23 protein-coding genes (1 of these 23 running past the window's edge) are annotated in these 24909 nt (G+C 63.6%); 15 read left to right on the top strand and 8 right to left on the bottom strand.

The window, feature by feature from the left end:
* Positions 1–235: 235 nt before the first annotated feature.
* The 5 genes from MKK04_RS22855 to dksA form a co-directional block, all read right to left on the bottom strand.
* A complete protein-coding gene (locus MKK04_RS22855; protein ID WP_063911775.1) occupies positions 236–1678 on the bottom strand; it encodes a sigma-54-dependent transcriptional regulator in 1443 nt (480 codons plus the stop codon).
* Between the two features lie 4 nt (positions 1679–1682).
* On the bottom strand, positions 1683–4658 hold the full coding sequence (locus MKK04_RS22850; RefSeq protein ID WP_207834379.1) for a sensor histidine kinase: 2976 nt from the start codon (positions 4656–4658) through the stop codon (positions 1683–1685).
* Entirely contained in the window at positions 4642–4818 is a 177-nt protein-coding gene (locus tag MKK04_RS22845; protein ID WP_003250005.1) for a hypothetical protein, read from the bottom strand. Before MKK04_RS22845 ends, MKK04_RS22850 begins: the two co-directional genes overlap by 17 nt.
* A 245-nt stretch (positions 4819–5063) precedes the next feature.
* Positions 5064–5951 (bottom strand): tRNA glutamyl-Q(34) synthetase GluQRS, encoded by an 888-nt coding sequence (gluQRS, locus tag MKK04_RS22840; protein WP_241106820.1) that lies wholly within the window; start codon positions 5949–5951, stop codon positions 5064–5066.
* 64 nt (positions 5952–6015) lie between these two features.
* On the bottom strand, positions 6016–6459 hold the full coding sequence (dksA, locus tag MKK04_RS22835) for an RNA polymerase-binding protein DksA (protein WP_025340685.1): 444 nt from the start codon (positions 6457–6459) through the stop codon (positions 6016–6018).
* 210 nt (positions 6460–6669) lie between these two features.
* On the opposite strand from dksA, the gene MKK04_RS22830 reads away from it, so the two are divergent.
* Together MKK04_RS22830 and sfsA are read left to right on the top strand one after the other, a co-directional pair.
* Complete coding sequence (locus tag MKK04_RS22830) at positions 6670–7842, top strand: pyridoxal phosphate-dependent aminotransferase (RefSeq protein WP_063911773.1); 1173 nt, start codon at positions 6670–6672, stop codon at positions 7840–7842.
* Positions 7842–8555 (top strand): DNA/RNA nuclease SfsA, encoded by a 714-nt coding sequence (gene sfsA / locus MKK04_RS22825; protein WP_207834381.1) that lies wholly within the window; start codon positions 7842–7844, stop codon positions 8553–8555. The genes MKK04_RS22830 and sfsA overlap by 1 nt, the downstream gene beginning before the upstream one ends.
* On the opposite strand, the gene MKK04_RS22820 is transcribed toward sfsA, so the two are convergent.
* The gene (locus tag MKK04_RS22820; protein ID WP_207834384.1) at positions 8518–8862 is read right to left on the bottom strand and encodes a Rieske (2Fe-2S) protein; all 345 of its coding nucleotides are present in this window, start codon (positions 8860–8862) and stop codon (positions 8518–8520) included. The genes sfsA and MKK04_RS22820 overlap by 38 nt on opposite strands.
* A gap of 148 nt (positions 8863–9010) precedes the next feature.
* On the opposite strand from MKK04_RS22820, the gene MKK04_RS22815 reads away from it, so the two are divergent.
* From MKK04_RS22815 to MKK04_RS22800, 4 genes are all read left to right on the top strand, one after another.
* Entirely contained in the window at positions 9011–9895 is an 885-nt protein-coding gene (locus MKK04_RS22815; protein ID WP_241106008.1) for a heme/hemin ABC transporter substrate-binding protein, read from the top strand.
* A 50-nt stretch (positions 9896–9945) separates the two neighbouring features.
* Positions 9946–10929, top strand: a complete 984-nt coding sequence (locus MKK04_RS22810; RefSeq protein WP_207834452.1) for a FecCD family ABC transporter permease — start codon at positions 9946–9948, stop codon at positions 10927–10929.
* Complete coding sequence (locus MKK04_RS22805) at positions 10929–11696, top strand: heme ABC transporter ATP-binding protein (protein WP_207834396.1); 768 nt, start codon at positions 10929–10931, stop codon at positions 11694–11696. The genes MKK04_RS22810 and MKK04_RS22805 overlap by 1 nt, the downstream gene beginning before the upstream one ends.
* Before the next feature lie 87 nt (positions 11697–11783).
* Positions 11784–12665 (top strand): ChaN family lipoprotein, encoded by an 882-nt coding sequence (locus tag MKK04_RS22800; protein ID WP_241106007.1) that lies wholly within the window; start codon positions 11784–11786, stop codon positions 12663–12665.
* A gap of 178 nt (positions 12666–12843) precedes the next feature.
* On the opposite strand, the gene MKK04_RS22795 is transcribed toward MKK04_RS22800, so the two are convergent.
* Both MKK04_RS22795 and MKK04_RS22790 read right to left on the bottom strand, forming a co-directional pair.
* Positions 12844–13122 carry a TfoX/Sxy family protein gene (locus tag MKK04_RS22795; RefSeq protein WP_207834408.1) on the bottom strand — a complete coding sequence of 93 codons (279 nt, stop codon included), beginning with the start codon at positions 13120–13122 and terminating at the stop codon, positions 12844–12846.
* A 240-nt stretch (positions 13123–13362) separates the two neighbouring features.
* Positions 13363–14925: a bifunctional aminoglycoside phosphotransferase/ATP-binding protein gene (locus MKK04_RS22790; protein ID WP_207834410.1), complete on the bottom strand. Its 1563-nt coding sequence runs from the start codon at positions 14923–14925 to the stop codon at positions 13363–13365.
* Positions 14926–15041: 116 nt separating this feature from the next.
* Here MKK04_RS22790 and mrcB point away from each other — a divergent pair, with 116 nt between their 5' ends.
* The 9 genes from mrcB to msrQ all read left to right on the top strand — a co-directional run.
* On the top strand, positions 15042–17363 hold the full coding sequence (gene mrcB, locus MKK04_RS22785) for a penicillin-binding protein 1B (protein ID WP_063911765.1): 2322 nt from the start codon (positions 15042–15044) through the stop codon (positions 17361–17363).
* 15 nt (positions 17364–17378) lie between these two features.
* Positions 17379–18197 carry a tetratricopeptide repeat protein gene (locus MKK04_RS22780; protein WP_267955817.1) on the top strand — a complete coding sequence of 273 codons (819 nt, stop codon included), beginning with the start codon at positions 17379–17381 and terminating at the stop codon, positions 18195–18197.
* Positions 18197–18529: a YqcC family protein gene (locus MKK04_RS22775; RefSeq protein WP_207834413.1), complete on the top strand. Its 333-nt coding sequence runs from the start codon at positions 18197–18199 to the stop codon at positions 18527–18529. Before MKK04_RS22780 ends, MKK04_RS22775 begins: the two co-directional genes overlap by 1 nt.
* A 408-nt stretch (positions 18530–18937) precedes the next feature.
* Positions 18938–20662 (top strand): acetolactate synthase 3 large subunit, encoded by a 1725-nt coding sequence (locus tag MKK04_RS22770; protein WP_207834424.1) that lies wholly within the window; start codon positions 18938–18940, stop codon positions 20660–20662.
* 1 nt (position 20663) lies between these two features.
* Positions 20664–21155 carry an acetolactate synthase small subunit gene (gene ilvN, locus MKK04_RS22765; protein WP_003250040.1) on the top strand — a complete coding sequence of 164 codons (492 nt, stop codon included), beginning with the start codon at positions 20664–20666 and terminating at the stop codon, positions 21153–21155.
* Between the two features lie 55 nt (positions 21156–21210).
* Complete coding sequence (ilvC, locus tag MKK04_RS22760; RefSeq protein WP_013974255.1) at positions 21211–22227, top strand: ketol-acid reductoisomerase; 1017 nt, start codon at positions 21211–21213, stop codon at positions 22225–22227.
* 150 nt (positions 22228–22377) lie between these two features.
* Positions 22378–23229: a CDP-diacylglycerol--serine O-phosphatidyltransferase gene (gene pssA / locus MKK04_RS22755; RefSeq protein WP_003250045.1), complete on the top strand. Its 852-nt coding sequence runs from the start codon at positions 22378–22380 to the stop codon at positions 23227–23229.
* A 79-nt stretch (positions 23230–23308) separates the two neighbouring features.
* Positions 23309–24322: a protein-methionine-sulfoxide reductase catalytic subunit MsrP gene (gene msrP, locus MKK04_RS22750; RefSeq protein WP_207834433.1), complete on the top strand. Its 1014-nt coding sequence runs from the start codon at positions 23309–23311 to the stop codon at positions 24320–24322.
* Positions 24322–24909: the 5' portion of a protein-methionine-sulfoxide reductase heme-binding subunit MsrQ gene (msrQ, locus tag MKK04_RS22745; protein WP_207834435.1), read on the top strand. It continues 24 nt past the right edge of the window; the window shows 588 of its 612 coding nt (coding positions 1–588); it begins with the start codon at positions 24322–24324; its stop codon lies beyond the right edge, outside the window. The genes msrP and msrQ overlap by 1 nt, the downstream gene beginning before the upstream one ends.

The following is a 24909-nucleotide window of genomic DNA, read 5'->3' as shown; positions in this document are numbered from 1 at the left end:
CACTCCTGTGAGGTCTCCTCTGCCCGCCTTGTCTGTTCCATTCGATATCAAGGGGGGGGCGCGACAGCTCTTCATCAATCTTCAGCCATGCACCAAGGCTGCAACCCATCTGGCACAGGAATGATTGGCCCGAAACAGATGTGGGAGCGGGCTTGCCCCGCGAAGCGCCGCGCGGGCGGCGCTCGATCTCACAGGCGCCACATAGGCTGCGGCGTACGGTGGCGGGCAGGTTGAGTTACTCGCTGGTAGCGTTGCTCTTGCGCCGCGGGATGCCCAGGCGCTGGCGACGTTCCCACAGGCACTTGCGGCTGACCCCGAGCTTGCGGGCCAGCTCGGTCTCGGTCATGTGGTCCTGGTGCTCGAGCACGAAGTGCTGGAAGTAGTCCTCCAGCGACAAGTCCTCGGTCGGCTCATGGCTGGCATTGGCCGCACTGGCCACGGCCAGGGCGTTGTCGAGGATTTCGTCGTCCTCCAGGTCGCCCAGTTCGATGTCGATGCCCAGCAGGTCGGCGGAAATTTCTGCGCTCTCGCTGAGGATCACCGCACGCTCAACGGCGTTTTCCAGCTCTCGCACGTTACCCGGCCAGCTGTAGTGACGAATGGCCTGCTCGGCTTCGGCCGAGAAGTGCAGGTCGTCGCGGCCGATGCGCGCACTCTGGCGTGCGAGGAAGGCGCTGGCGATCTCGTTTACGTCGCTGCCGCGCTCGCGCAGTGCAGGCAGTTTCAGGGCAATCACGTGCAGGCGGTAATACAGGTCTTCACGGAACTGGCCGGCCTTGGCCAGGTTCTTCAGGTCACGGTGGGTCGCGGCGATCAGGCGCACATCGACCTTTTGCGACTGTACCGAACCTACCCGGCGAATCTCGCCTTCCTGCAGCACGCGCAGCAGGCGGGCCTGGGCTTCCAGCGGCAGTTCGCCGATTTCGTCGAGGAACAGCGTACCGCCATCGGCGGCCTCCACCAGGCCGGCACGCCCGGCGCTGGCGCCGGTGAACGCGCCTTTTTCGTGGCCGAACAGTTCGGACTCGATGAGTGTCTCGGGGATAGCCGCGCAGTTCACCGAAATCATCGGTGCCTTGGCCCGGCGCGACAGGTTGTGCAGGGCGCGTGCGACCAGCTCTTTACCGGTGCCCGACTCGCCCTGGATCAGCACGTTGGAGTCGGTGGGCGCGACTTTGCGGATCTTGCTGTACATGTCCTGCATCGGCGGGCACGAGCCGATGATGCCGATTTCGCCATTGGCGGCTGCCGCGCTGCCTTTGTCGGCCGGGGCGGCCTTGCCATTGGTGGCGCGTGGCTCGGCCGCCGGTGCGGTGGCCGGGGCATTCTGCCGATCGCGCAGGATGCGCGCCACGGCTTGCAACATCTCGTCGTGGTCGAAGGGCTTGGCAATGTAGTCCACCGCGCCCATTTTCATCGAGTCTACCGCCGAGCGCAGGCTGGCGTAGCTGGTCATGATCAGCACCGGGGTGCCTTGGCCGAGCTTGATCAGTTCGGTGCCGGGCGCGCCTGGCAGGCGCAGGTCGCTGACGATCAGGTCGAAGGTGGCAATGCTGAAGCGTTCCTGGGCTTCCTGCACCGAGCCGGCTTCGCTGACCTGGTACTGGTTCCGCTCGAGCAGACGACGCAAGGCCGAGCGGATGATGGTTTCGTCTTCGACGATCAGAATGTGCGGCATTGATTCAATTCTCTCGACGGTCTCGAATTTCAGGGGACGTCGCTACGACATGCCGGGGCAGGGTCACGCGGATCCGGGTGCCACGTTGCCGTTCGATATCGGCCGGGCTGTCGATGGTGATTTGCCCATAATGCTCTTCCACGATGGAATAGACCAGAGCGAGCCCCAGTCCGGTTCCTTCGCCCGGGTCCTTGGTGGTGAAGAAGGGTTCGAACAGGCGGTCCATGATGTTCTTCGGTATCCCGCTGCCCTCATCCTCGACGATCAGGTCGACGGTGTGTTCGCTGACTTCGCTGCGCACGCGCACGGCGCTGCCGGGCGGCGAGGCATCGCGGGCGTTGGAGAGCAGATTGATCAGCACCTGGGCCAGGCGCTGCGGGTCCCCTTCGGCCCAGTGCTCCGGGTCGCAGAGGTTGAAGAACTGTACTTCGAAATTGCGCCGGTTCAACGCCAGCAGACCGATGGCGTCCTGCGCCACTTCGGCCAGGCATACCGGCTCTTCGCTGTTCTGGTGGCTGCCGCCGGCATGGGCGAAGCTCATCAGCGACTGGACGATGCGCGATACCCGCTTGGTCTGTTCGAGAATCTGGCTGGATAGCTCGATGATTTCGCCATCGCCCTCACGCTCCTCGCGCAGGTTCTGCGCCAGGCAGGCGATGCCGGTGATCGGGTTGCCGATCTCGTGGGCCACGCCGGCGGCCAGGCGGCCGATGCTGGCCAGGCGCTCGGAGTGCACCAGCTTGTCCTCCAGCGCCTGGGTTTCGGTAAGGTCCTCCACCAGCAGCACCAGGCCGCTGTTACCCGGGGCCAGCGGCTCGTCGATAGCGGCCTTGTGCAGGTTCAGCCAACGCGGCTGGCCGTCCAGCGCCAGGCGCTGCTTGTGCAGGTGCTCGTCGGGCACGTTGATGAAGCCTTGCAGCAGGCCGCGCCAAGGTTCGTCGATGGTGACCAGGCGCGAGCCGACCACGTGCTTGGCGGCGATGCCGGTGAGCTCTTCCATGGCCTTGTTCCACATCAGGATTTCCTGGTCCTTGGCCAGCGAGCAGACGCCCATGGGCAGTTCCTGCAGGGTCTGGCGGTGGTAGCGGCGCAGGGCGTCGAGCTCGGCGGCCAGGCCGGTCAGGCGCGAGTGGTAGTCTTCCAGGCGGCTTTCGATGAAGTGGATGTCCTCGGTCACGTAGTTTTCGTTACCGGACTTGTACGGCAGGAAGGTCTCGACCATGTCCTGGGCCACGCTTGGCCCCATCAGGCCGGACAGGTTGGCCTCGATGCGGTCGCGCAGGCGGCGCAAGGCATAGGGGCGGCGCTCGTCGAACGGCAGGTAGAGATCGCGCAGGGCCTGCTCCACTTCCTTCTGCGCGGCCTTGGCGCCCAGCGGCTTGGCCAGCTGGGTGGCGAACTCCTGTGGCGAGGCGGCATGCAGCTCGCGGCGTTGCGGGCGGCGCACGTTGTCCACCGCGCAGGCTTCGGCGGCGCTGACCTCTTCGTTGCTGGCGTTGGTGAACAGCGAAATCAGGGTGAACAACAGCACGTTGGCCGCCAGCGAGGCGATGGCCGCCATGTGCCAGCTGGTGTCGTCCAGCACGTAGATCATGTCCAGCAGCGGGATGTAGAAGCCCTGCAGGTTGCCCAGCAGCGGCAGCAGCATGGTCACCATCCACACCAGGGTGCCGGCCAGCAGGCCGGCGATGAAGCCGCGGCGATTGGCAGTCGGCCAGTACAGCACCGACAGCACGCCCGGCAGGAACTGCAACGTGGCGACGAAGGCGACGATGCCCAGGTTGGCCAGGCTCTGGTGGTTGTTCTGGGTCAGGTAGAACATGAACCCGGCGGTGATGATGGCGACGATCAGCGCACGGCGGGTCCACTTCAGCCAGCGGTAGATGTTGCCTTCGGCCGGCGGCTGGTACAGCGGCAGCACCAGGTGGTTGAGGGCCATGCCTGACAGCGCCAGGGTGGTGACGATGATCAACCCGCTGGCGGCCGACAAGCCGCCGATGTAGGCCAGCAGTGCCAGTGCCTGGTTGTTGGCGGCAATGCCCAGGCCCAGGGTGAAGTACTCGGGGTTGGTGCTGGCGCCCAGGCGCAGGCCGGCCCACAGCACCAGCGGCACGGCCAGGCTCATCAGCAGCAGGAACAGCGGCAGGCCCCAGCTGGCGCTGACCAGCGAGCGCGGGTTGAGGTTTTCGGTGAAGGCCATGTGGTACATGTGCGGCATGACGATGGCCGAGGCGAAGAACACCAGCAGCAGGGTGCGCCATGGGCCTTCCTGCAGTGGGGTATGCAGGGCAGCCAGGGCGGTCTGGTTCTGCAACAGCCACACTTCCAGTTCGTGCGGGCCGCCAAACACGCCATACAAGGCGTACAGGCCGATACCGCCCAGGGCCAGCAGCTTGATCACCGACTCGAAGGCAATGGCGAACACCAGCCCTTCGTGCTTTTCGCGTGTGGCGATGTGCCGCGAGCCGAAGAAGATGGTGAACAGGATGATCAGCGTACAGAAGGCGAAGGCCACCCGGGCCTTGACCGGCTCACCGGTGAGGATGCTGATCGAATCGGCCACCGCCTGGATCTGCAGGGCCAGCAAGGGCAGCACGCCGATCAGCATGATGATGGTGGTCAGCGCCCCGGCCCAGGTGCTGCGGAAGCGGAACGCCAGCAGGTCGGCCAGCGAGGAGAGCTGGTAGGTACGGGTGATCTTGAGGATCGGGTAGAGCAGCACTGGCGCCAGCAGGAACGCGCCGGACACCCCCAGGTAACAGGCAAGGAAGCCGTAGCCGTACTGGTAGGCCAGGCCCACCGAACCATAGAAGGCCCAGGCGCTGGCGTACACGCCCAACGACAGGGTGTAGGTCAGCGGGTGGCGAATGATAGAACGCGGGATCAGCCCCCGCTCGCTGATCCAGGCCACGCCGAACAGCACCATGAGGTACGCGGCGCTGATCAGGATCATCTGGGTCAGGCTAAAGCTCATCGGCATCTCGTTGGCTCTGCAGGATGAAGGTGACGACGATCAGGATCAGCCAGAGCAGGTAAGGGCGATACCAGGCTCCGGTCGGTTCGATCCACCAGTCCATGATGGCCGGGGAGAACAGGTAGATCCCCACGACCAGAAGCAGGACCAAACGATAGATGTACATGCTGGCCTCGATGGTTGGGCGCTGCGGGCTTGGACTTATTATTGGCGCAAATGGCTGGGGGGATGCTAGCGGGAATCCATGGGGTTCGCCAAGAGGTTGAATTTATTGGGCTTTTGTTTTTGAGGGGTGGGCTACCTGTGCCGGCCTCTTCGCAGGTGAACCCGCTCCCACAGGTAATGCGCTTTCCTCAGGTTTGGTGAGGACCCTGTGGGAGCGGGTTTACCCGCGAAAGGGCCGCGCCTGCCTCAGCGCAAATCAGCCTCTGGCACCGTGGTCCGCTGCGCAATCGCCTCGGGCCGCCACTGCTTGCGCGCCACCGCCAGCACTTCAGCCGGCGTTGCCAGCAACAACTCGGGGTCTGCTTCCTGCCCCAGCGCCCGCAACGCCCGCAGCAACAGCGGTGTCGCCTGGTCTGCCTGCAGCGGCGGCGAGCGGTACGACTTGCCCAGCTTGTGCCCGTCCGGCTGCACGATCAGCGGAATATGCAGGTAACGCGGCTGCGAGAAGCCCAGCAACTCTTGCAGGTACAGCTGGCGCGGGGTGTTGTCGAGCAGGTCGGCGCCACGCACGATGTCGGTAACACCTTGCCAGGCATCGTCCAGCACCACCGCCAGCTGGTAGGCATACAGCCCGTCGCGGCGCTGGATGACGAAGTCGCCCACCTCACGCCCCAGGTGTTGCTGGTACTCGCCCTGCACCCGGTCGGTAAAGCGGTAGATCAGCTCCGGCACGCGCAAGCGGATTGCCGCACCTTCACGGGCATGCCCGGCGTTGCGGCACAGGCCTGGGTAGATACCGTTGTAACCCTCCAGCTGCTTGCGCGAGCAGGTGCAGGCGTAGGCCAGGCCCATGTTGAACAGGCGGTCGACCACAGCGGCATAGGCATCGTGCCGCTGGCTCTGGAACACCACTTCGCCATCCCACTCCAGGCCGTAGCGCTCCAGGGTCTCCAGGATCGCATCACGGGCACCGGGCATTTCCCGGGGTGGGTCGGTGTCTTCCATGCGCAGCAGCCAGCGGCCGTTGACGGCGCGGGCATCGAGCCAGGAGGCGAGGGCGGCGACCAGCGAGCCGAAGTGCAGGAAGCCGCTGGGGGTGGGGGCAAAACGCCCGATGTAGCTGGAGTCGGTCATGGTCAGGCTGGGCATATAAATGAAACGGGGCGCATGATGCGCCCCGTTCAGGTGGAAAGAAAGATCAGCCTTTGCCGACCGTTTTTTCCTTTTTCTCGGCGATTTCCTTGCAGTCGAAGCACAGGTCGGCGGTAGGGCGTGCCTCCAGGCGACGCAGGCCGATCTCGATGCCGCACGATTCGCACCAGCCGTACTCGTCGGCCTTGATCTTGTCGAGGGTCTTGTCGATTTTCTTGATCAGCTTGCGCTCGCGATCGCGGTTGCGCAGCTCCAGGGCGAATTCTTCTTCCTGGCTGGCGCGGTCGGCCGGGTCGGGGAAGTTGGCTGCCTCGTCCTTCATGTGGTCCACAGTGCGGTCGACACTGTTCATCAGCTCTTGCTTCCAGGCGCCGAGAAGCTTGGTGAAGTGCTTTTTCATGGGCTCGCCCATGTACTCTTCACCCTTGGTTTCTACGTAGGGCTCGACACCGTACATGGTCTGGGCTTTTTGCTTTTCTACGGTGGACATGAATAGACCGCCTCTCACTCATCTGATCCAATGCGCAGGCTGCTCCATCTCCGGCACCCGCCGGCCCTGCGACTGCGAGCCGCCGAACTTACCAGATAGATCAGGGGTGCGCTACCCCGCCCTATCCTGGTAATTGACAGCGGCGTGAGCCGCACGTTCGGTAGCGTGCAGAGGTAGAATCTCCAGTTTAGACCCATTTGAGAGAAGGTCATGGCCCACCCCTACAGTGCGCGCAGCCGCGCCATCGAACCCTTCCACGTCATGGCGTTGCTGGCCCGGGCCAACGAGCTGCAGGCGGCCGGACACGACGTGATTCACCTGGAAATCGGCGAACCGGACTTCACCACGGCCGCGCCCATCGTTGCCGCCGGCCAGGCGGCACTGGCCGCCGGGCACACCCGCTACACCGCCGCACGCGGCCTGCCGGCGCTGCGCGAAGCCATTGCCGGCTTCTATGGTCAGCGTTATGGCCTGAGTATCGACCCTGAACGCATCCTCATCACCCCGGGTGGCTCTGGTGCGCTATTGCTGGCCAGCAGCCTGCTGGTCGACCCGGGCAAGCACTGGCTGCTGGCCGACCCGGGCTACCCGTGCAACCGCCACTTCCTGCGCCTGGTCGAGGGCGGGGCGCAGTTGGTGCCGGTGGGCCCGGATGTGAACTACCAGCTGACCGCCGACCTTGTCGACCGCTACTGGGACAAGGACACGGTCGGTGCCCTGGTCGCCTCGCCGGCCAACCCGACCGGCACCGTGCTGGGGCGTGACGAGCTTGCCAGCCTGTCCCACGCTACCCGCGAACGGCATGGCCACCTGGTAGTGGACGAGATCTACCACGGGCTGACCTATGGCATGGACGCACCCAGCGTGCTGGAAGTGGACGACTCGGCATTCGTCCTGAATAGTTTTTCCAAGTATTTCGGCATGACCGGTTGGCGCCTCGGCTGGCTGGTAGCGCCCCCTGGCGCGGTGGCCGACCTGGAGAAGCTGGCACAAAACCTGTACATCAGTGCGCCAAGCATGGCCCAGCATGCCGCGCTGGCGTGTTTCCAGCCCGAAACCCTGGCCATTTTCGAGGAGCGCCGCGCCGAGTTCGCCCGCCGTCGCGACTACCTGTTGCCCGCCCTGCGCGAACTGGGCTTCCGCATTGCCGTCGAGCCGCAGGGGGCGTTCTACCTGTATGCCGACATCAGTGCCTTTGGCGGTGACGCGTTCGCCTTCTGCCGGCACTTCCTGGAGACCGAGCACCTGGCCTTCACCCCGGGCCTGGACTTCGGCCGCCACCTGGCCGGGCACCATGTGCGTTTTGCCTACACCCAGAGCCTGCCGCGCCTGGAAGAGGCGGTGCAGCGGATTGCCCGCGGCCTGCGGAGCTGGCAAGGCTGATGCAATTCCATCCCCCACTCGAACAGGGCCGCCTGCTGCGCCGCTACAAGCGCTTTCTGGCGGATATCGAACTGCCCGGCGGCGAGCAGCTGACCATTCACTGCCCGAACACCGGCTCCATGCTCAACTGCATGCGTGAAGGCGGGCAGGTGTGGTTCAGCCGCTCCAACGACCCCAGGCGCAAATTGCCGGGCACCTGGGAAATCAGCGAAACCCCGCAGGGGCGGCTGGCCTGTGTGAATACCGGGCGGGCCAATCCGCTGGTCGAAGAGGCCCTGCGTGCCGGCATCATCGCCGAACTGGCCGGTTTCAGCGCGCTCAGGCGTGAGGTGGCTTACGGTGAGGAGGGCAGCCGCATCGACTTTCGTCTGGAGTTCGACGGTGCCCCGGCCTATGTCGAGGTCAAGAGCGTGACCCTGGGTTACCCCGACAGCACGGTCGCGGCCTTCCCTGATGCGGTGACCCAGCGCGGTGCCAAGCACCTGCGCGAGCTGGCGAAGCTGGCCAGGCAGGGCGTACGGGCGGTGCAGCTGTATTGCGTGAACCTGACCGCTGTCGACGCCGTGCGCCCGGCCGAGGAAATCGATGCGGCCTATGCCCAGGCCCTGCGCGCGGCGGTGGCGGAAGGGGTGGAGGTGCTGGCCTACGGTACGCGCCTGGACGCCGAAGGCATCGTCATCGACCGCCGCCTGCCGGTGCTGCTGACCCCTTGAACCAGATGCCCTGGCTGTCCTCGTGGCAGCCCAGGGCCTGCAGTTGCTCGCCCTCGCACGGCCCGGCCACGCATTCGCCGCTTTCGATCAGGAACAGCGCGCCATGATGGGCGCAATGGATCAGGCTGGCGCTGTCATCGAGAAACGCATCCTCTGCCCAGTTCAGCGGGATGCCACGGTGCGGGCAACGGTTGCGGTAGAGATACACCTGGCCCTGGCGGCGCACACCGAACAGTTCGATGCCGTCTACGCTGAAGGCGCGGCCTTGGCCTTCGGCCAGGCCGTGGGAGGTACAAAGGAAGTGCATGGCAACGACGACTCGTGAAACAAGGGGTGGCTTGACGCATCAATGCGAATAATTATCAAATTGCCCGCATTCGCTGCGCCCGGCTGCCTATGGTGCGCAGTTCCGTCGCCCGCCACAAGGCGTGCGGCCCGCCTGCAGAAGGAACCCGATGATGCGCCATCCTGTCGCCTTGCTCGTCCTGTGCGCAAGCCTTGTGCTCTCCAACCAGGCCTTGGCGGCCGAGACGCCGCAGCGTTGGGTCAGCGCTGGTGGCGCACTGAGCGAATGGATCAGCGCGTTGGGCGGTGAGGCGCGGTTGGTGGGGGTGGACACCACCAGCCAGCACCCGTCATCGCTCAAGTCACTGCCCAGCGTTGGCTACCAGCGGCAGCTGTCGGCGGAAGGCATTCTCAGCCTGCGCCCGGATGTGCTGGTAGGCACCGAGGAAATGGGCCCGCCACCAGTATTGGCGCAAATCCGCAAGGCTGGCGTGCGGGTCGAACAGTTCTCCAGCAAGGCCGAACTGGCGGCGGTGGATGAAAACCTCAAGCACCTGGGGCAGTTGCTGGGCGCCGAACAGCAAGCCGCGGTGTTGGCGTCGGGCTACCACCAGAAGCTCGATGCCTTGCAGGCCAAGGTCAGGCAGGCCCAGGCCGGACAGAAGGCGCCAGGGGTGTTGCTACTGGTCGGGCATGCCGGGGCCAGGCCGCTGATCGCCGGGCAGGGCACCGCCGGTGACTGGCTGCTGAGCCAGGCAGGCGGGCGCAACCTGGCAGAACATCAGGGCTACAGGAATTTCTCCAGCGAAGCACTGGCGGCGCTGGACCCGGATGTGATCGTGTTTTCCGACCGGGCGCTGGCCGATGAGCAGGCCTTGCAGGCGTTGCTGAAAGAGAACCCCGCACTGGCGGCCTCGCGCGCCGTGCGCGAAAAGCGCCTGGTGTCGCTTGACCCGACGCTGCTGGTCGGCGGGCTCGGGCCGCGCCTGCCGGCAACCCTGCAGTCGCTGGCGGCCACCTTCTACCCGGCTGCCAAGGCCAGCCTCGCTCAATGAAGCAGCGGGTCCAGCCACGCACGCTGTTAATCTGCCTGAGCCTGTTGTGCCTGTTGGCGGTCTGGTTGTCATTGGCCCTGGGGCCGGTCAGCCTGCCGCTGTTCGATACCCTGCGTGCCGGCCTGCGCCTGCTCGGGCTGCCCATCGCCGCTGATGGCCTGCAGCAGGCCGAGATGATCCTCGGCCAGATCCGCCTGCCGCGCACCTTGCTGGGGTTGGCGGTGGGCGCGGTGCTGGCGTTGTCCGGGGTGGCCATGCAGGGGCTATTCCGTAACCCGTTGGCCGACCCCGGGCTGGTAGGGGTTGCCGCCGGTGCGGCGGTGGGCGCGGCGGTGGCCATCGTTGGCGGCAGCTGGCTGGGCGGCATGCCGGATATGCTTGCCCCTTACCTGTTGTCGCTGTGCGCTTTCATCGGCGGGCTGGGTGTGACTGCGCTGGTCTATCGCCTGGGGCGGCGCGACGGCCAGACCAACGTTGCCACGATGCTGCTGGCCGGTGTGGCCATGACCGCGCTGGGCGGTGCTGCCGTGGGGTTGTTTTCCTACCTGGCCGACGATGCCACCCTGCGTACGCTGACCTTCTGGAACCTGGGCAGCCTCAACGGTGCCAGTTACCAGCGGCTATGGCCGTTGCTGCTGGTGGCAGCGGGTGTGGCGGTATGGCTGCCACGCCGGGCCAAGGCGCTGAATGCCATGCTGCTGGGTGAGTCGGAGGCGCGCCACCTGGGCATCGATGTGGAGCGACTCAAGCGCGAGCTGGTGTTCTGCACGGCGCTGGGTGTGGGTGCGGCGGTGGCCGCTGCCGGGCTGATCGGCTTCATCGGCCTGGTGGTGCCGCACCTAGTACGCCTGCTGGCCGGGCCTGATCATCGTGTGGTGCTGCCAGCTTCCTTGTTGGCCGGCGGCGTGCTGATGCTGTTCGCCGATTTGGCGGCGCGGCTGCTGCTGGCGCCTGCCGAGCTGCCGATTGGCATCGTCACGGCCTTTATCGGTGCGCCGTTCTTCCTTTTCTTGCTGATACGAGGACGCAGCTGATGTTGCAAGCCGAGGGCCTGCACTTGCGGCGGGGCAGCAACGAAGTGCTGCATGACATTCATCTACAGCTGAGCCCGGGGCAGGTGGTAGGCGTGCTCGGCCCCAACGGTGCCGGCAAGAGCAGCCTGCTGGGTGTGCTGTGTGGTGAGCTGGCGCCCGATCGCGGGCGGGTGACGCTACAGGGCAGGCCACTGGCCGACTGGGCCGGGCCGGAACGGGCCAGGCGCCTGGCGGTGTTGCCGCAGGTGTCCAGCCTGGGGTTCTCGTTCCGGGTCGAGGAAGTGGTGGGCATGGGGCGCATGCCCCATGGCACCGGGCAGCGGCGCGACGCGGAAATCGTCGAGGCGGCCTTGCGGGCGGCGGATGCCTGGCACCTGGTAGAGCGCAGTTACCTGGCATTGTCTGGCGGCGAGCGGCAAAGGGTGCACCTGGCCAGGGTGCTGGCGCAGCTGTGGCCGGGCGAAGCAGGCACTACGCTGCTGCTCGACGAGCCGACCTCGATGCTCGACCCGCTGCACCAGCACACCACCCTGGAAGCCGTGCGCCGCTTTGCCGACCGTGGCGCCGCGGTGCTGGTGATCCTGCATGACCTGAACCTGGCGGCGCGCTACTGTGACCGTATCCTGCTGCTGGAGCAGGGGCGCTGCCATGCCTTTGCAGCGCCCGAAGCCGTGCTGACGCCGGCGGCGTTGAAGGCGGTATACGGGATCGATGTACTGGTTCAGGCGCACCCGGAGCGTGGCCATCCGCTGATCATCACCCGTTGATGTGGGTATTCAAGACGCCGAGGCGTGCGCTCCCACAAGAGCTGGTGCAGGCCTATACATTGTTGAATGACATGGAGGTACTGCCCAATGCGACATCCGCTGCTGTCCGCTTTCTCGCTTGGCCTGGTACTGGTACTGGGGGGCTGCCAGGCCAGCCTGCCACCGCTGCCCGCTTGGCAGAGCAGTGAAGGGCGCAGCCATGCCGAGCTGGGACATATCGTCGATCTTGCCAGTGGCCAGCTGATCAGCCCTGAGCAGCTGGTGCAGCACCTGTCTGCCGCCCCCCGGGTGCTGGTCGGCGAGAAACACGACAACCCCGACCATCACGCGCTGCAGCTGTGGCTGCTGCGCGCCTTGCAAGGCCAACGCGCGCAGGGCAGCCTGCTGCTGGAAATGCTGCAGCCCGAGCAGCAACCGCTGCTGGACAAGCTCGCGGGGCAACCTTGGCCGGCAGACCTGCCCAAGGCCCTGGCCTGGCAGGATGGCTGGGATTGGCAGCTGTACGGACCAATCGTGACTGAAGCCTTGCAGCAGCGGGTGCCTTTGCTGGCCGCCAACCTCTCACCCGGCGAGATGCGCCAGGCCTATCGACAGCCGCCTTCGTTACCGGGAGAACGGTCCAATGCGCCGGCGGTCAAGGCCGCCCTGCTGGAGCAGGTGCGCGTGGGGCATTGCGGGATGCTGCCAGAAAGCCAGTTGCCGGCAATGCTGGCCGTGCAGCAGCAGCGCGACCGGCGCATGGCCGAGCGCTTGCTGGCGGCGCCGCAGCCGGCACTGCTGTTGGCCGGGGCTTATCACGTGCGCAAGGACCTGGGGGGGCCGTTGCACCTGGCTGACCTGCAAGCACAAGGGGAGAGCAAGGTACTGCTGCTGGCCGAGGTGGGTGAGCAGGTCGACACGGGCGAGGCTGATTATGTGTGGTACACAGCAGCGATGCCGGAGCAGGACTATTGCGCGCAACTGCGGTGACAGGGCTGCAAAGGGCAAAAAAAGACCCGGCAAATTGCCGGGTCAATAACCGTGATTAGCCTGATGAGGAGATAATCTGAGAGTCCGAACCAGGGGCTCTTAGCTTATCCAACCAGTCTCGCGACCAGTTGTGATAATCATAACGATTCTCATTTCGGTGTCAATCCCTTTCCTGTGATTATTTTTTATTTTTTTGCGCAGGGCTTTTCGCATCCAGTTGTTGGTTGAGCGCTTCTTTGCGTTCGAGCGGCAAATCGTTCCAGTGCATGTCCAGCAGGGCGCCTTCAATGGCATACAACAGCACCTTCGATGCGCGGAACCCTCGTGTCTTCACGGCCTGGTACGCACCCACCGCGCCCAGGCGGCGCAGATCCGATGCGCTGTGGATGCCGGCTGCATGCAGCCACTGCGCAGAGGTCTTGCCAAGGTTCTTCAGATGCTGCAATTCATCGTTCATCGAGCCTCCTTGCGATGGCTGAACGGGGATTGGGGGATAAATCGCGAGCAGGTCAGAGAGGAGTGTAGCGGGGGTTAGGAAATGCGCGGCCTTTTGCCATCGGGGGCGACGAGATGTCCTGTGCCGGCCTCTTCGCGGGCTTGCCCGCTCCCACAGGTACTGCGTCAGTCGTGAGGCTTGCAGATAACCTTGTGGGAGCGGGTTCACTCGCGAAGAGGTCGGCCCAGGAAAACGCTGAGCTTACAGGCCAGGCAGGCGCTGGCGAATCTGCTCGATCACCTGGTCCATGCTACCGGCATTCTGGGTATCGACGCGGGTGCTCTGCACCAGTTCCTGTGCATCCAGCGGCTCACGGCTGGCCTGCTGGGCCTTGACCACTTCCAGGGTGGCATCCGACGGGTCGGTGTTTTCTGCCTGGCGCTGCTCCAGCCAGCTGGCGATGACCGCATCCGGCGCATGGCAGTCGAGGATCAGGAACGGCACCCCGGTCTGGCTGGCGATGTCCGCTGCGGCCTGGCGCTGCTCACGCTTGAGGTAGGTGGCATCCAGCACCACCGGGAAGCCGGCGCGCAGCACGGTCGCCGCCACCTCGTGCAGGCGCTGGTAGGTCGCGACACTGGCGTCCTGGTCATAGATGCCGGTACTCAGCTGACCAGCGTCAGCCTGCTGCTGTTCGCCGAACAGGCGCTTGCGCTCGACGTCCGAACGCACGCGGACGGCACCCAGGGCCTCGACCATGCGCATGGCCACGTGGCTTTTGCCCACTGCCGAAACACCGTGGGTAATGGCCAGCAGGCGCGACGGGATGGCGCTGTAGCTTTCTGCCAGGTTGGCATAGTTGCGGTAGGTGCGCAGGGTGGTGGCGCGCTGCACGCCATCGGCATCGGCCGGCATGCTGAACAGCGCCACCTTGGCCCGCACCAGCGCGCGGTAGGCTTTGTAGAAGTTGAGCAGTTCCAGGCCTTCGTAGTCGCCGGTCAGTTCCAGGTACTGGCTGATGAAGCGCCGGGCCAGGCATTTCAGGCCACGGTCTTCCAGGTCCATGGCCAGGAAGCTGGTGTCGGCATACACGTCGGTCAGGCGGAACGGTTCGTTGAACTCGATGCAGTCGAAGATCACCACCTTGCCATCGATCAGGGTGGCGTTGCCCAAGTGGATGTCACCGTGGCATTCACGGATGAAACCATTGGCCTTGCGCTTTTCCAGCAGGCCATGCAGGCGCTCGAAACTGCTGCGTGCCCAGGCCTGCAGGGCGTCGAGCTGTTGCAGGTCGGCCTTGTCGCTGAGGAACGGGCGAATCTGCTCGAAGTTCTGCTCCACCGGCGCCATCACGCTGTCTGGTGTGCCCAGTGGGTGCTCCACCGGCACACGCGGGGCCTGCAGATGGAATTCGGCGATCTGCCGGGCCATCTGGTCGATGTGCGCAGCATTCAGCTCGCCATTGGCCTGCAGGGTGTTGAGCATCTGCCCCTGGGGGAACTGGCGCATCTTCAGCACGTATTCGATGGCTTCGCCTTCACCACCGATCTGTGGTGCGTCAACGCTGCCGGTGATCGGCAACACTTCCAGGTACAGACCGTCGGTCAGGCGCTGGTTCAGGCGCAATTCCTCGTTACAGAAATGCTGGCGCTGGTCCAGGCTGGTGAAGTCGAGGAAGCCGAAGTTCATCGGTTTCTTGACCTTGTAGGCATACTCGCCGGTGAGCAATACCCAGGAGATATGCGTCTCGATGAGCTGGAACCCATCCACGGGGTGAGGGTAAAGGGCTGGGTTCTGCAACGCAGTGATAAGGGCTTGGCTCACGGGAAATCCTTCCGGGGGCAGGGAATTCGAATGCGCCATTATGGTCAATGGTGCCGTCCCTGCCTACCGCCGGGGGCGTCTGCCCAGCCTTTATAAAGTGCGTATAATCCGCCGTCATGACCCGAACCCGAAATCCCCGTACCCCTCAGAAACGCCCGACCGGCCGCTCCCGCGCCTGGCTGGGCTGGGCTTTGAAGCTCAGCCTGGTCGGCCTGGTGATCGTCGCCGGCTTCGCGGTTTACCTCGATGCCATCGTCCAGGAGAAGTTTTCCGGCAAGCGCTGGACCATCCCGGCCAAGGTGTATGCCCGGCCGCTGGAACTGTTCACCGGCCAGAAACTGAGCAAGAACGACTTCCTCACCGAGCTGGACGCGCTCGGTTACCGGCGTGAAAGCGCGGCCAACGGCCCGGGGGCGGCGGCAGTCAACGGCAATACCGTCGAGCTCAATACCCGCGGCTTCCAGTTCTACGAGGGCATGGAGCCGGCGCAGTTCGTGCGTGTGCGCTTCTCCGGCGATTACGTGGCGGGCCTTTCCGGCGCCAACGGCAAGACGCTCGACGTAGTGCGCCTGGAGCCGCTGATGATCGGCGGCATCTACCCGAAAAACCTCGAAGACCGCATCCTGATCAAGATCGACCAGGTGCCGCCGTACCTGCTCGAAACCCTGGTGGCGACGGAAGACCGCGACTTCTACAGCCACTTCGGGGTGTCGCCCAAGTCCATCGCCCGCGCCATGTGGGTCAACACCTCGGCAGGTTCCATGCGCCAGGGGGGCAGTACCCTGACCCAGCAGTTGGTGAAGAACTTCTACCTCACCAGCGAGCGTAGCCTCAGCCGCAAGCTGACCGAAGCGATGATGGCCGTGCTGCTGGAACTGCACTACGACAAACGCGAGATCCTCGAGGCCTACCTCAACGAGGTGTTCGTCGGCCAGGATGGCCAGCGTGCGGTGCACGGCTTCGGCCTTGCCAGCCAGTTCTTCTTCAGCCAACCGCTGTCGGAGCTGAAACTGCACCAGATCGCCTTGTTGGTGGGCATGGTCAAGGGGCCGTCCTACTACAACCCGCGTCGCTACCCTGACCGCGCCCTGGCCCGCCGCAACCTGGTGCTCGATCTGGTGGCCGAGCAGGGCGTGGCCAGCCAGGCAGAAGTCGATGCCGCGAAGAAGATGCCGCTGGGCGTGACCAAGCGTGGCAGCCTGGCCGACAGCTCGTTCCCGGCCTTCCTCGACCTGGTCAAGCGTCAGCTGCGCCAGGACTACCGCGATGAAGACCTGACCGAAGAAGGCCTGCGCATCTTCACCAGCTTCGACCCGATCCTGCAGATGAAGGCCGAAACCTCGATGAGCGAGACCTTCAAGCGCCTGGCGGGCCGCAAGGGCGCTGACGAGGTGGAGTCGGCGATGGTCGTGACCAACCCGGAAACCGGTGAAGTGCAGGCGCTGATCGGCAGCCGCCAGGCCGGCTTCGCCGGCTTCAACCGCGCCATCGATGCCGTGCGGCCGATCGGCTCGCTGGTCAAGCCGGCGGTGTACCTGACCGCGCTGGAGCAACCGACCAAGTACACCCTGACCAGCTGGGTGCAGGACGAACCGTTCTCGGTCAAAGGTGCCGATGGCCAGGTCTGGCGCCCGCAAAACTATGACCGCCGCCCGCATGGCACCATCTATCTGTATCAGGGTCTGGCCAACTCCTACAACCTGTCGACTGCCAAGATCGGCCTGGAAGTGGGCGTGCCCAACGTGATCAAGACCATTGGCCGGCTGGGCGTGAATGTCGACTGGCCGGCGTTCCCGGCCATGCTGCTGGGTGCCGGCGGCATGTCGCCGATGCAGGTCGCGACCATGTACCAGACCATCGCCAACGGCGGCTTCAACACCCCGATGCGCGGTATCCGCAGCGTGCTCACCGCCGAAGGTGAGCCGCTCAAGCGCTACCCGTTCCAGATCCAGCAAACCTTCGACCCGGGGGCCATCTACCTGGTGCAGAACGCCATGCAGCGGGTGATGCGCGAGGGCACCGGCCGCTCGGTATACAACACGTTGCCGCGCAACCTCACCCTGGCGGGCAAGACCGGTACCAGTAACGATTCGCGCGACAGCTGGTTCTCCGGCTTCAGCCAGGACCTGCTGGCGGTGGTGTGGATGGGCCGTGACGATAACGGCAAAACGCCATTTACCGGCGCCACCGGTGCCCTGCAAGTGTGGACCAGCTTCATGAAAAAGGCCGACCCGCTGCCGCTGGACATGCCGCAACCGGATAACGTGGTGCAGGCCTGGATCGACCCATACAGTGGCCATGGGTCTGATGGCAGCTGTCCGGGAGCGGTGCAGATGCCGTATATTCGCGGCAGTGAACCGCCCGCCGGCGCGACCTGTGGCGGCGAGCAGGATCCAGTTGAATCGGTCATGGACTGGGTCAAGGGCTGGATGAATTAAGCACAGGCTGCATTGATGAGGTGTGACGTGAACAAGTGGCTGTTTCCTGCCGTGACGGCGCTGGCGGTGCTCCAGGGGTGCGCCAGCGTCCCGCGCGGCAATATTCCGGTGGTCGACTCGAGCACCCGCGTGTCCAACAGTGAACGCGTGACGGCCAACCGCTCTGCGGGTGGCTATAACGCGGGCACCGCGCAGGCGCAAACGCTGCCTGAGGATTCCGGCGTCACCGTGATGATCCCCCAGGGCGCTGGCGCTTCGGGCATCCAGACGTTCCCGGCGGCCAATGGCGCGGCGCCGATCAGCACCTCGCCGATTACCCCGGGGCCGATCACCTCCGGACCGATCACTACAGCGCCGGTCGGTTCGGCACCGATGACCACCAACCCCAACCCGATCGCCGACGAACCCTTCGACATCGCGGCGATGAACAGCGCTTCGCAAAGCACCAGTGCGCCAACCGGTATCCCACGTAGCAGCGCTGCTGCGGGTGGCCTGTCGGCCGATGAGCAACTGGACGGCCCGGTGCTGGCGCTGCTGACTACCGCGAAGACGCAGCAGGGCAGTGGTGACTTCAACGGTGCCGCCTCGAGCCTGGAGCGCGCCCAGCGCATTGCCCCGCGCGAGCCACAGGTGCTGTACCGCCTGGCCCAGGTGCGCCTGTCGCAAGGTGATGCGCCGCAGGCCGAGCAGCTGGCGCGTCGCGCCCTGACTTACGCCAACGGCCGCCCGAGCCTGCAGGCCGAGCTGTGGAACACCATCGCCCAGGCCCGCGAAAAGCAGGGTGACAGCGCTGGCGCCGCCCTGGCCCGGCAAAAGGCCCGGGTCAATTCGTGATGATCGAGCAGCGTATTCTGGATATTGCCGACCACCTGATGCTGATCGAGCGTGAACTGCAGGTGCAAGGCTGGTGGGGTGACGAGCCACCCAGCGATGAGGCACTGGCCAGTACGGTGCCTTTCGCTGTCGATACCCTCAGTTTCGAGCAGTGGCTGCAATGGATCTTCCTGCCGCGCATGAAGATCATCATCGAGTTGGGTCAGCCGCTGCCCAACGCCTCCGGCATCCTGGTCATGGCCGAAACCGTGTTTACCGACCGGCCAGAGCAAAGTCGTGAGCTGCGCCGCCTGTTGGCAGCATTTGACCAATTGATTGCTCCTTCCGCCTGATTTCTTCAGTTTTTCCTTCAAGGGCCGCAGATTGTGGCCCTTTTTTATGGAAATCTTATTAATTCTGCTGCTGAAGCGATTTTTAGTGGTGGCAGGAATTCATCTTGGGGAAAAATTGGCAATAATTTTTCTTGACTTGTTGGCGCCGAATCAGAAGAATCCAATCTCCGCTGTAGAGGGACTGCCAGAAGCAGACCCGCTAAGCAGATCATGAGGCGCACACCCGCGCCGACCTGTTACACCCCGCAACGCGTTACCTCGCGCTGGGTGGGAAAACCCCGCAACACTCTGGGGCGCTCCCAATACTTGCTCAGTCAGTGCTGACGTTCGCTCATGCTCTGCTTGGCAGTAAACCTATTAAGACCCGTCCAGTGAGGGCGGTATTCTGGCGTTTTAGAGGTGAACAACGTGGAGCTTTTATCTGGCGCTGAGATGGTCGTCCGCTTCTTGCGTGACGAAGGCGTTAAGCACATCTACGGGTACCCTGGTGGTGCTCTCCTGCATGTTTACGACGCGCTGTTCAAGGAACCGGAAGTCGAGCACATCCTGGTTCGTCATGAGCAGGCAGCTACCCATATGGCGGACGGCTACGCCCGCGCCACCGGCAAGGCCGGCGTGGTGCTGGTAACCTCCGGCCCGGGCGCGACCAATGCCATTACCGGTATTGCCACCGCCTACATGGATTCGATTCCGATGGTCATTCTGTCCGGCCAGGTGCCTAGCACCATGGTGGGGACCGATGCCTTCCAGGAAACCGACATGATCGGTATTTCGCGGCCGATCGTGAAGCACAGCTTCATGATCAAACATGCCAGCGAAATCCCCGAAGTTCTGAAAAAAGCATTCTACCTGGCGCAATCCGGTCGCCCAGGTCCGGTCGTGGTCGACATTCCAAAAGATATGACCAACCCGGCCGAGAAGTTCGAATACGTCTACCCGAAAAAGGTCAAGCTGCGCTCCTACAGCCCGGCGGTACGCGGCCACTCCGGCCAGATCCGCAAGGCGGCCGAGATGCTGCTGGCGGCCAAGCGCCCGATCGTCTACTCCGGTGGCGGCGTGATTCTCGGTGGTGGCTCCGAAGCCCTGACCGATATCGCTAAGTCGCTGAACCTGCCGGTCACCAATACCCTGATGGGTCTGGGTGGCTTCCCGGGTACCGACCGCCAGTTCCTCGGCATGCTCGGCATGCACGGCAGCTTCACTGCCAACATGGCCATGCACCATGCCGACGTCATCTTCGCCGTCGGTGCCCGCTTTGACGACCGCGTGGTCAACGGCCCGGCCAAGTTCTGCCCGAACGCCAAGATCATCCACATCGACATCGACCCGGCGTCGATCTCCAAGATGATCAAGGCCGATGTGCCAATCGTCGGCCCGGTCGACAGCGTGCTCAGCGAAATGCTCGGCATCCTCAAGGAAATCGGCGAGCAGCCTGACAAGGCGGCGCTGGATGCCTGGTGGAAGCAGATCGACGAATGGCGTGGCAATGGCGAGCTGTTCCCCTACGACAAGGGCGACGGTAATGTCATCAAGCCGCAGAAAGTCATCGAGACCCTGTGCGAAGTGACCAATGGCGATGCCTTCGTCACCTCCGACGTGGGCCAGCACCAGATGTTCGCGGCGCAGTACTACCGCTTCAACAAGCCGAACCGCTGGATCAACTCCGGTGGCCTGGGCACCATGGGCTTCGGCTTCCCGGCGGCGATGGGCGTCAAGCTCAACTTCCCGGACCAGGACGTTGCTTGCGTGACCGGCGAAGGCAGCATCCAGATGAACATCCAGGAGCTGTCCACCTGCATGCAGTACGGCCTGCCGGTGAAGATCGTCAACCTGAACAACGGTGTGTTGGGCATGGTCCGCCAGTGGCAGGACATGGCCTACAACGGTCGTCACTCGCACTCGTACGTCGAGTCGCTGCCTGACTTCATCAAGCTGGCCGAGGCCTATGGCCATGTGGGTATCCGCATCACCAGCCTGAAGGACCTCAAGCCGAAGCTGGAAGAAGCGTTTGCGATGAAGGACCGCCTGGTGTTCATCGACATCGCGGTTGACCGCAGTGAGCACGTCTATCCGATGCAGATCAAGGATGGCTCGATGCGTGACATGTGGCTGAGCAAGACGGAGCGTACCTGATATGCGGCACATCATTTCCCTGCTGCTGGAAAACGAACCAGGTGCGTTGTCCCGTGTGGTCGGCCTGTTCTCCCAGCGTAACTACAACATTGAAAGCCTGACCGTGGCGCCGACCGAAGACCCGACCCTGTCGCGTCTGACGCTGACCACCGTTGGCCATGACGAAGTGATCGAACAGATCACCAAGAACCTGAACAAGCTGGTCGAAGTGGTCAAGCTCGTCGACCTGTCGGAAAGCGCTCACATCGAGCGTGAACTGATGTTGGTCAAGGTCAAGGCCACCGGTGCCCAGCGCGCCGAGATCAAGCGCACCACGGATATCTTCCGTGGCCAGATCGTCGATGTGACCGCCAGCGTGTACACCGTACAGCTGAGCGGCACCAGCGACAAACTGGACAGCTTCATCCAGGCGATCGGCACTGCATCGATTCTCGAAACCGTGCGCAGCGGCGTTACCGGCATTGCCCGTGGCGACAAAGTGCTCAGCATCTAAATTCAAAAATTAGCGATGGCTCCGCAGGGGCCGAGATATAACCAGGGGTATTTTCATGAAAGTTTTCTACGATAAAGACTGCGACCTTTCCATCATCCAGGGTAAGAAAGTCGCCATCATCGGTTACGGTTCCCAGGGCCACGCTCAGGCGTGCAACCTGAAGGACTCCGGTGTGGATGTCACCATCGGTCTGCGTAAAGGTTCGGCCACCGTTGCCAAGGCAGAAGCCCACGGCCTGAAAGTGACCGACGTTGCCTCTGCCGTCGCTGCTGCCGACCTGGTCATGATCCTGACCCCGGACGAATTCCAGGGCCAGCTGTACAAGCAGGAAATCGAGCCGAACATCAAGAAGGGCGCTACCCTGGCCTTCTCCCACGGCTTCTCGATCCACTACAACCAGGTCGTTCCGCGTGCCGACCTCGACGTGATCATGATCGCGCCGAAAGCCCCTGGCCACACCGTGCGTTCCGAGTTCGTGAAGGGCGGCGGCATCCCTGACCTGATCGCTATCTACCAGGACGCTTCGGGCAACGCCAAGAACGTCGCCCTGTCCTACGCTTCGGGCGTAGGTGGCGGCCGTACCGGCATCATCGAAACCACCTTCAAGGACGAGACCGAGACCGACCTGTTCGGTGAGCAGGCCGTTCTGTGCGGCGGTACCGTCGAGCTGGTCAAGGCCGGTTTCGAGACCCTGGTCGAAGCTGGCTACGCGCCGGAAATGGCCTACTTCGAGTGCCTGCACGAGCTGAAGCTGATCGTTGACCTCATGTACGAAGGCGGCATCGCCAACATGAACTACTCGATCTCCAACAACGCCGAGTACGGTGAGTACGTAACCGGTCCGGAAGTCATCAACGAAGAATCCCGCAAGGCCATGCGCAACGCCCTGAAGCGCATCCAGGACGGCGAGTACGCGAAGATGTTCATCTCCGAAGGTGCTACCAACTACCCATCGATGACCGCCAAGCGCCGTAACAACGCCGCTCACGGCATCGAAATCATCGGCGAGCAACTGCGTTCGATGATGCCGTGGATCTCGGCTAACAAAATCGTCGACAAGACCAAGAACTAAGTCTTGTCGAAAGATGAAAAACGCGGCTTCGGCCGCGTTTTTTCGTTCTGGCAGTCAGCTTCTGGTATAAAGCAGACCAGTGGCTTGCCGTCAGAACCTGTTTTGCAGGCCCGTGTCGAACATTTTCCATCCTGTTGCAAGGTACCCTCCATGAGCGAACGTCCCGAAGAGCCGAACAAGCCCTCCGACGCCGAAAGCCTGCTACCTGTCGATGAGCACGTTGAAGAAGGGCATGACGCCGAAGGGCGCAAGGTGCGCCATCGCGGCATCTATCTGCTGCCCAACCTGTTTACCACCGCCAACCTGTTTGCCGGTTTCTATTCCATCATCAGCTCGATGAGCGCGCAGAGCGCCCTGAGCGCCGGTGACCCGCGCGAGGCGAGCAAGTACTTTGCCTTTGCTGCCATCGCCATCTTCGTGGCCATGGTGCTCGACGGCCTCGACGGCCGTGTCGCGCGCATGACCAACACCCAGAGCGCCTTTGGTGCCGAGTACGACTCGCTGTCGGACATGGTCGCCTTTGGTGTGGCTCCGGCCTTGCTGGCCTTTGGCTGGGCGCTGGGCGACATGGGCAAGGTCGGCTGGATGGTCGCCTTCATCTATGTGGCCGGTGCAGCACTGCGCCTGGCACGCTTCAATACCCAGGTCGGCACCGCCGACAAGCGCTACTTCATCGGCCTGGCCAGCCCGGCTGCCGCGGGCGTGGTCGCGGGTACCGTGTGGGCGTTCAGTGACTACGGCATCCAGGGCTCCAAGCTGTCGTTCCTGGTGGCACTGCTGGTGGCTGCTGCCGGCATGCTGATGGTCAGCAACATCAAGTACAACAGCTTCAAGGAACTGGACCTCAAGGGCCGTGTGCCGTTCGTGGCGATCCTGGCCGTGGTGCTGGTGTTTGCCGTGGTGTTCAGCGACCCGCCGCGTATCCTGCTGCTGATCTTCCTTGCCTATGCGGCTTCGGGGCCGATCCAGTTCCTGCTGAAGGCACGTCGTCGCAAAGCGTGACAATCATTTAATGCTGGAATAACCCGCCGGCTCCATAGTCTTACTGGTACATCCGTTATCCAGTGCTGTGGAGCCGCTCATGCTCATCAAGCTACCCAGGTCTTCCGAGTGCAAGGCGTCGGAGATCACCCCCGAAGGCATCTACCTCTCCCGTCGTACCCTGCTGGGTGGCTCGTTGGCCGGCCTGGCCCTGGGCGCTTTGCCGGGCATGACGCGCGCGGCCGAGGCCAGCCGTTACGCCGATGTCGAGGCGGGCAAGGCGCCGGGCTGGTTCAATGAAAAGCTCGCGGCCACGCAATGGCAGGCAGTAACGGTCAAGGGGGAGGCAATCACGCCGTTCAAGGATGCCACCCACTACAACAACTTCTATGAGTTCGGGCCCGACAAGGGCGACCCGGCGGCCAATGGCGACAGCCTGAAAACCGAACCGTGGAGCGTTGTGGTCGATGGTGAAGTGGGTAAGCCCGGGCGCTATGCGCTGGAGGACTTCGTCAAACCGTACCAGCTTGAGGAGCGCATCTACCGGCTGCGTTGCGTAGAGGCATGGTCGATGGTCATTCCGTGGCTGGGCTTTCCGTTGGCGCAGGTGCTCAAGCAGGTCGAGCCGACTTCCAGGGCGCGTTATGTGCGCTTCGAAACCCTGAAGGATCCGGAGCACATGCCGGGGCAGCGCTCGGGGTTCGCCTTGATCGACTGGCCATATAGAGAAGGCTTGCGCCTGGACGAGGCGATGCATCCGTTGGCGATCCTGGCGGTCGGGATGTATGGCCGGGAGCTGCCCAGTCAGAATGGTGCGCCGTTGCGGCTGGTGGTGCCGTGGAAGTATGGTTTCAAGAGCATCAAGTCGATCGTGCGTATCAGCCTGGTGGCCGACCAGCCCGGCACCACCTGGGAAGGGTTGGCGCCGGATGAATACGGTTTCTATGCCAATGTGAACCCGACGGTCGACCACCCGCGTTGGAGCCAGGCGCGCGAGCGGCGGCTGCCCAGCGGGCTGTTCAGTCCCAATGTGCGGGAAACCCAGATGTTCAATGGCTATGCCGATGAAGTGGCGTCGCTGTATACCGGGCTCGATCTGCGGAAGAACTATTGATGCGTTACCCCTGGTTTCGTCTGGCCATCTTTGTCGTGGGATGCCTGTTCCCGGTGTGGTGGTTGTATGAGGCAGCGATGAATCTGCTGGGGCCTGATCCCGGGAAGATCATGATGGACCGCCTTGGGCTCGGGGCGCTGACCTTTCTGCTGGTTACCTTGAGCATGACCCCGCTGCAGAAACTGACGGGCTGGTCTGGCTGGATCGTGGTGCGCCGGCAGCTGGGTCTGTGGGTGTTTGCCTATATCGTGCTGCACATCCTGGCTTATCTGTTCTTTATCCTTGGGCTGGATTGGGGGCAGTTGGCGGTGGAGTTGCGCAAGCGGCCTTACATTATTGTGGGTGCGCTTGGGTTTCTCGGGTTGCTGGCCCTGGCGGTTACCTCGAATCGGTATAGCCAGCGGCGGTTGGGGGCGAGGTGGAAGAAGCTGCACCGGTTGGTGTACGTGATACTTGGGTTGGGTTTGCTGCATTTTCTGTGGATCGTGCGCTCGGATCTGCGGGAGTGGGCTGTTTATGCCTTTATTGGTGTTGTGTTAATGGCGTTGCGGGTTCCTGTGGTTTCGCGGGTGCTTCCCAAGCTTGCT

Source organism: Pseudomonas sp. LS.1a (genome assembly GCF_022533585.1).
Taxonomy (GTDB): Bacteria; Pseudomonadota; Gammaproteobacteria; order Pseudomonadales; family Pseudomonadaceae; genus Aquipseudomonas.
This window is presented reverse-complemented; position numbering and strand designations above follow the sequence as displayed.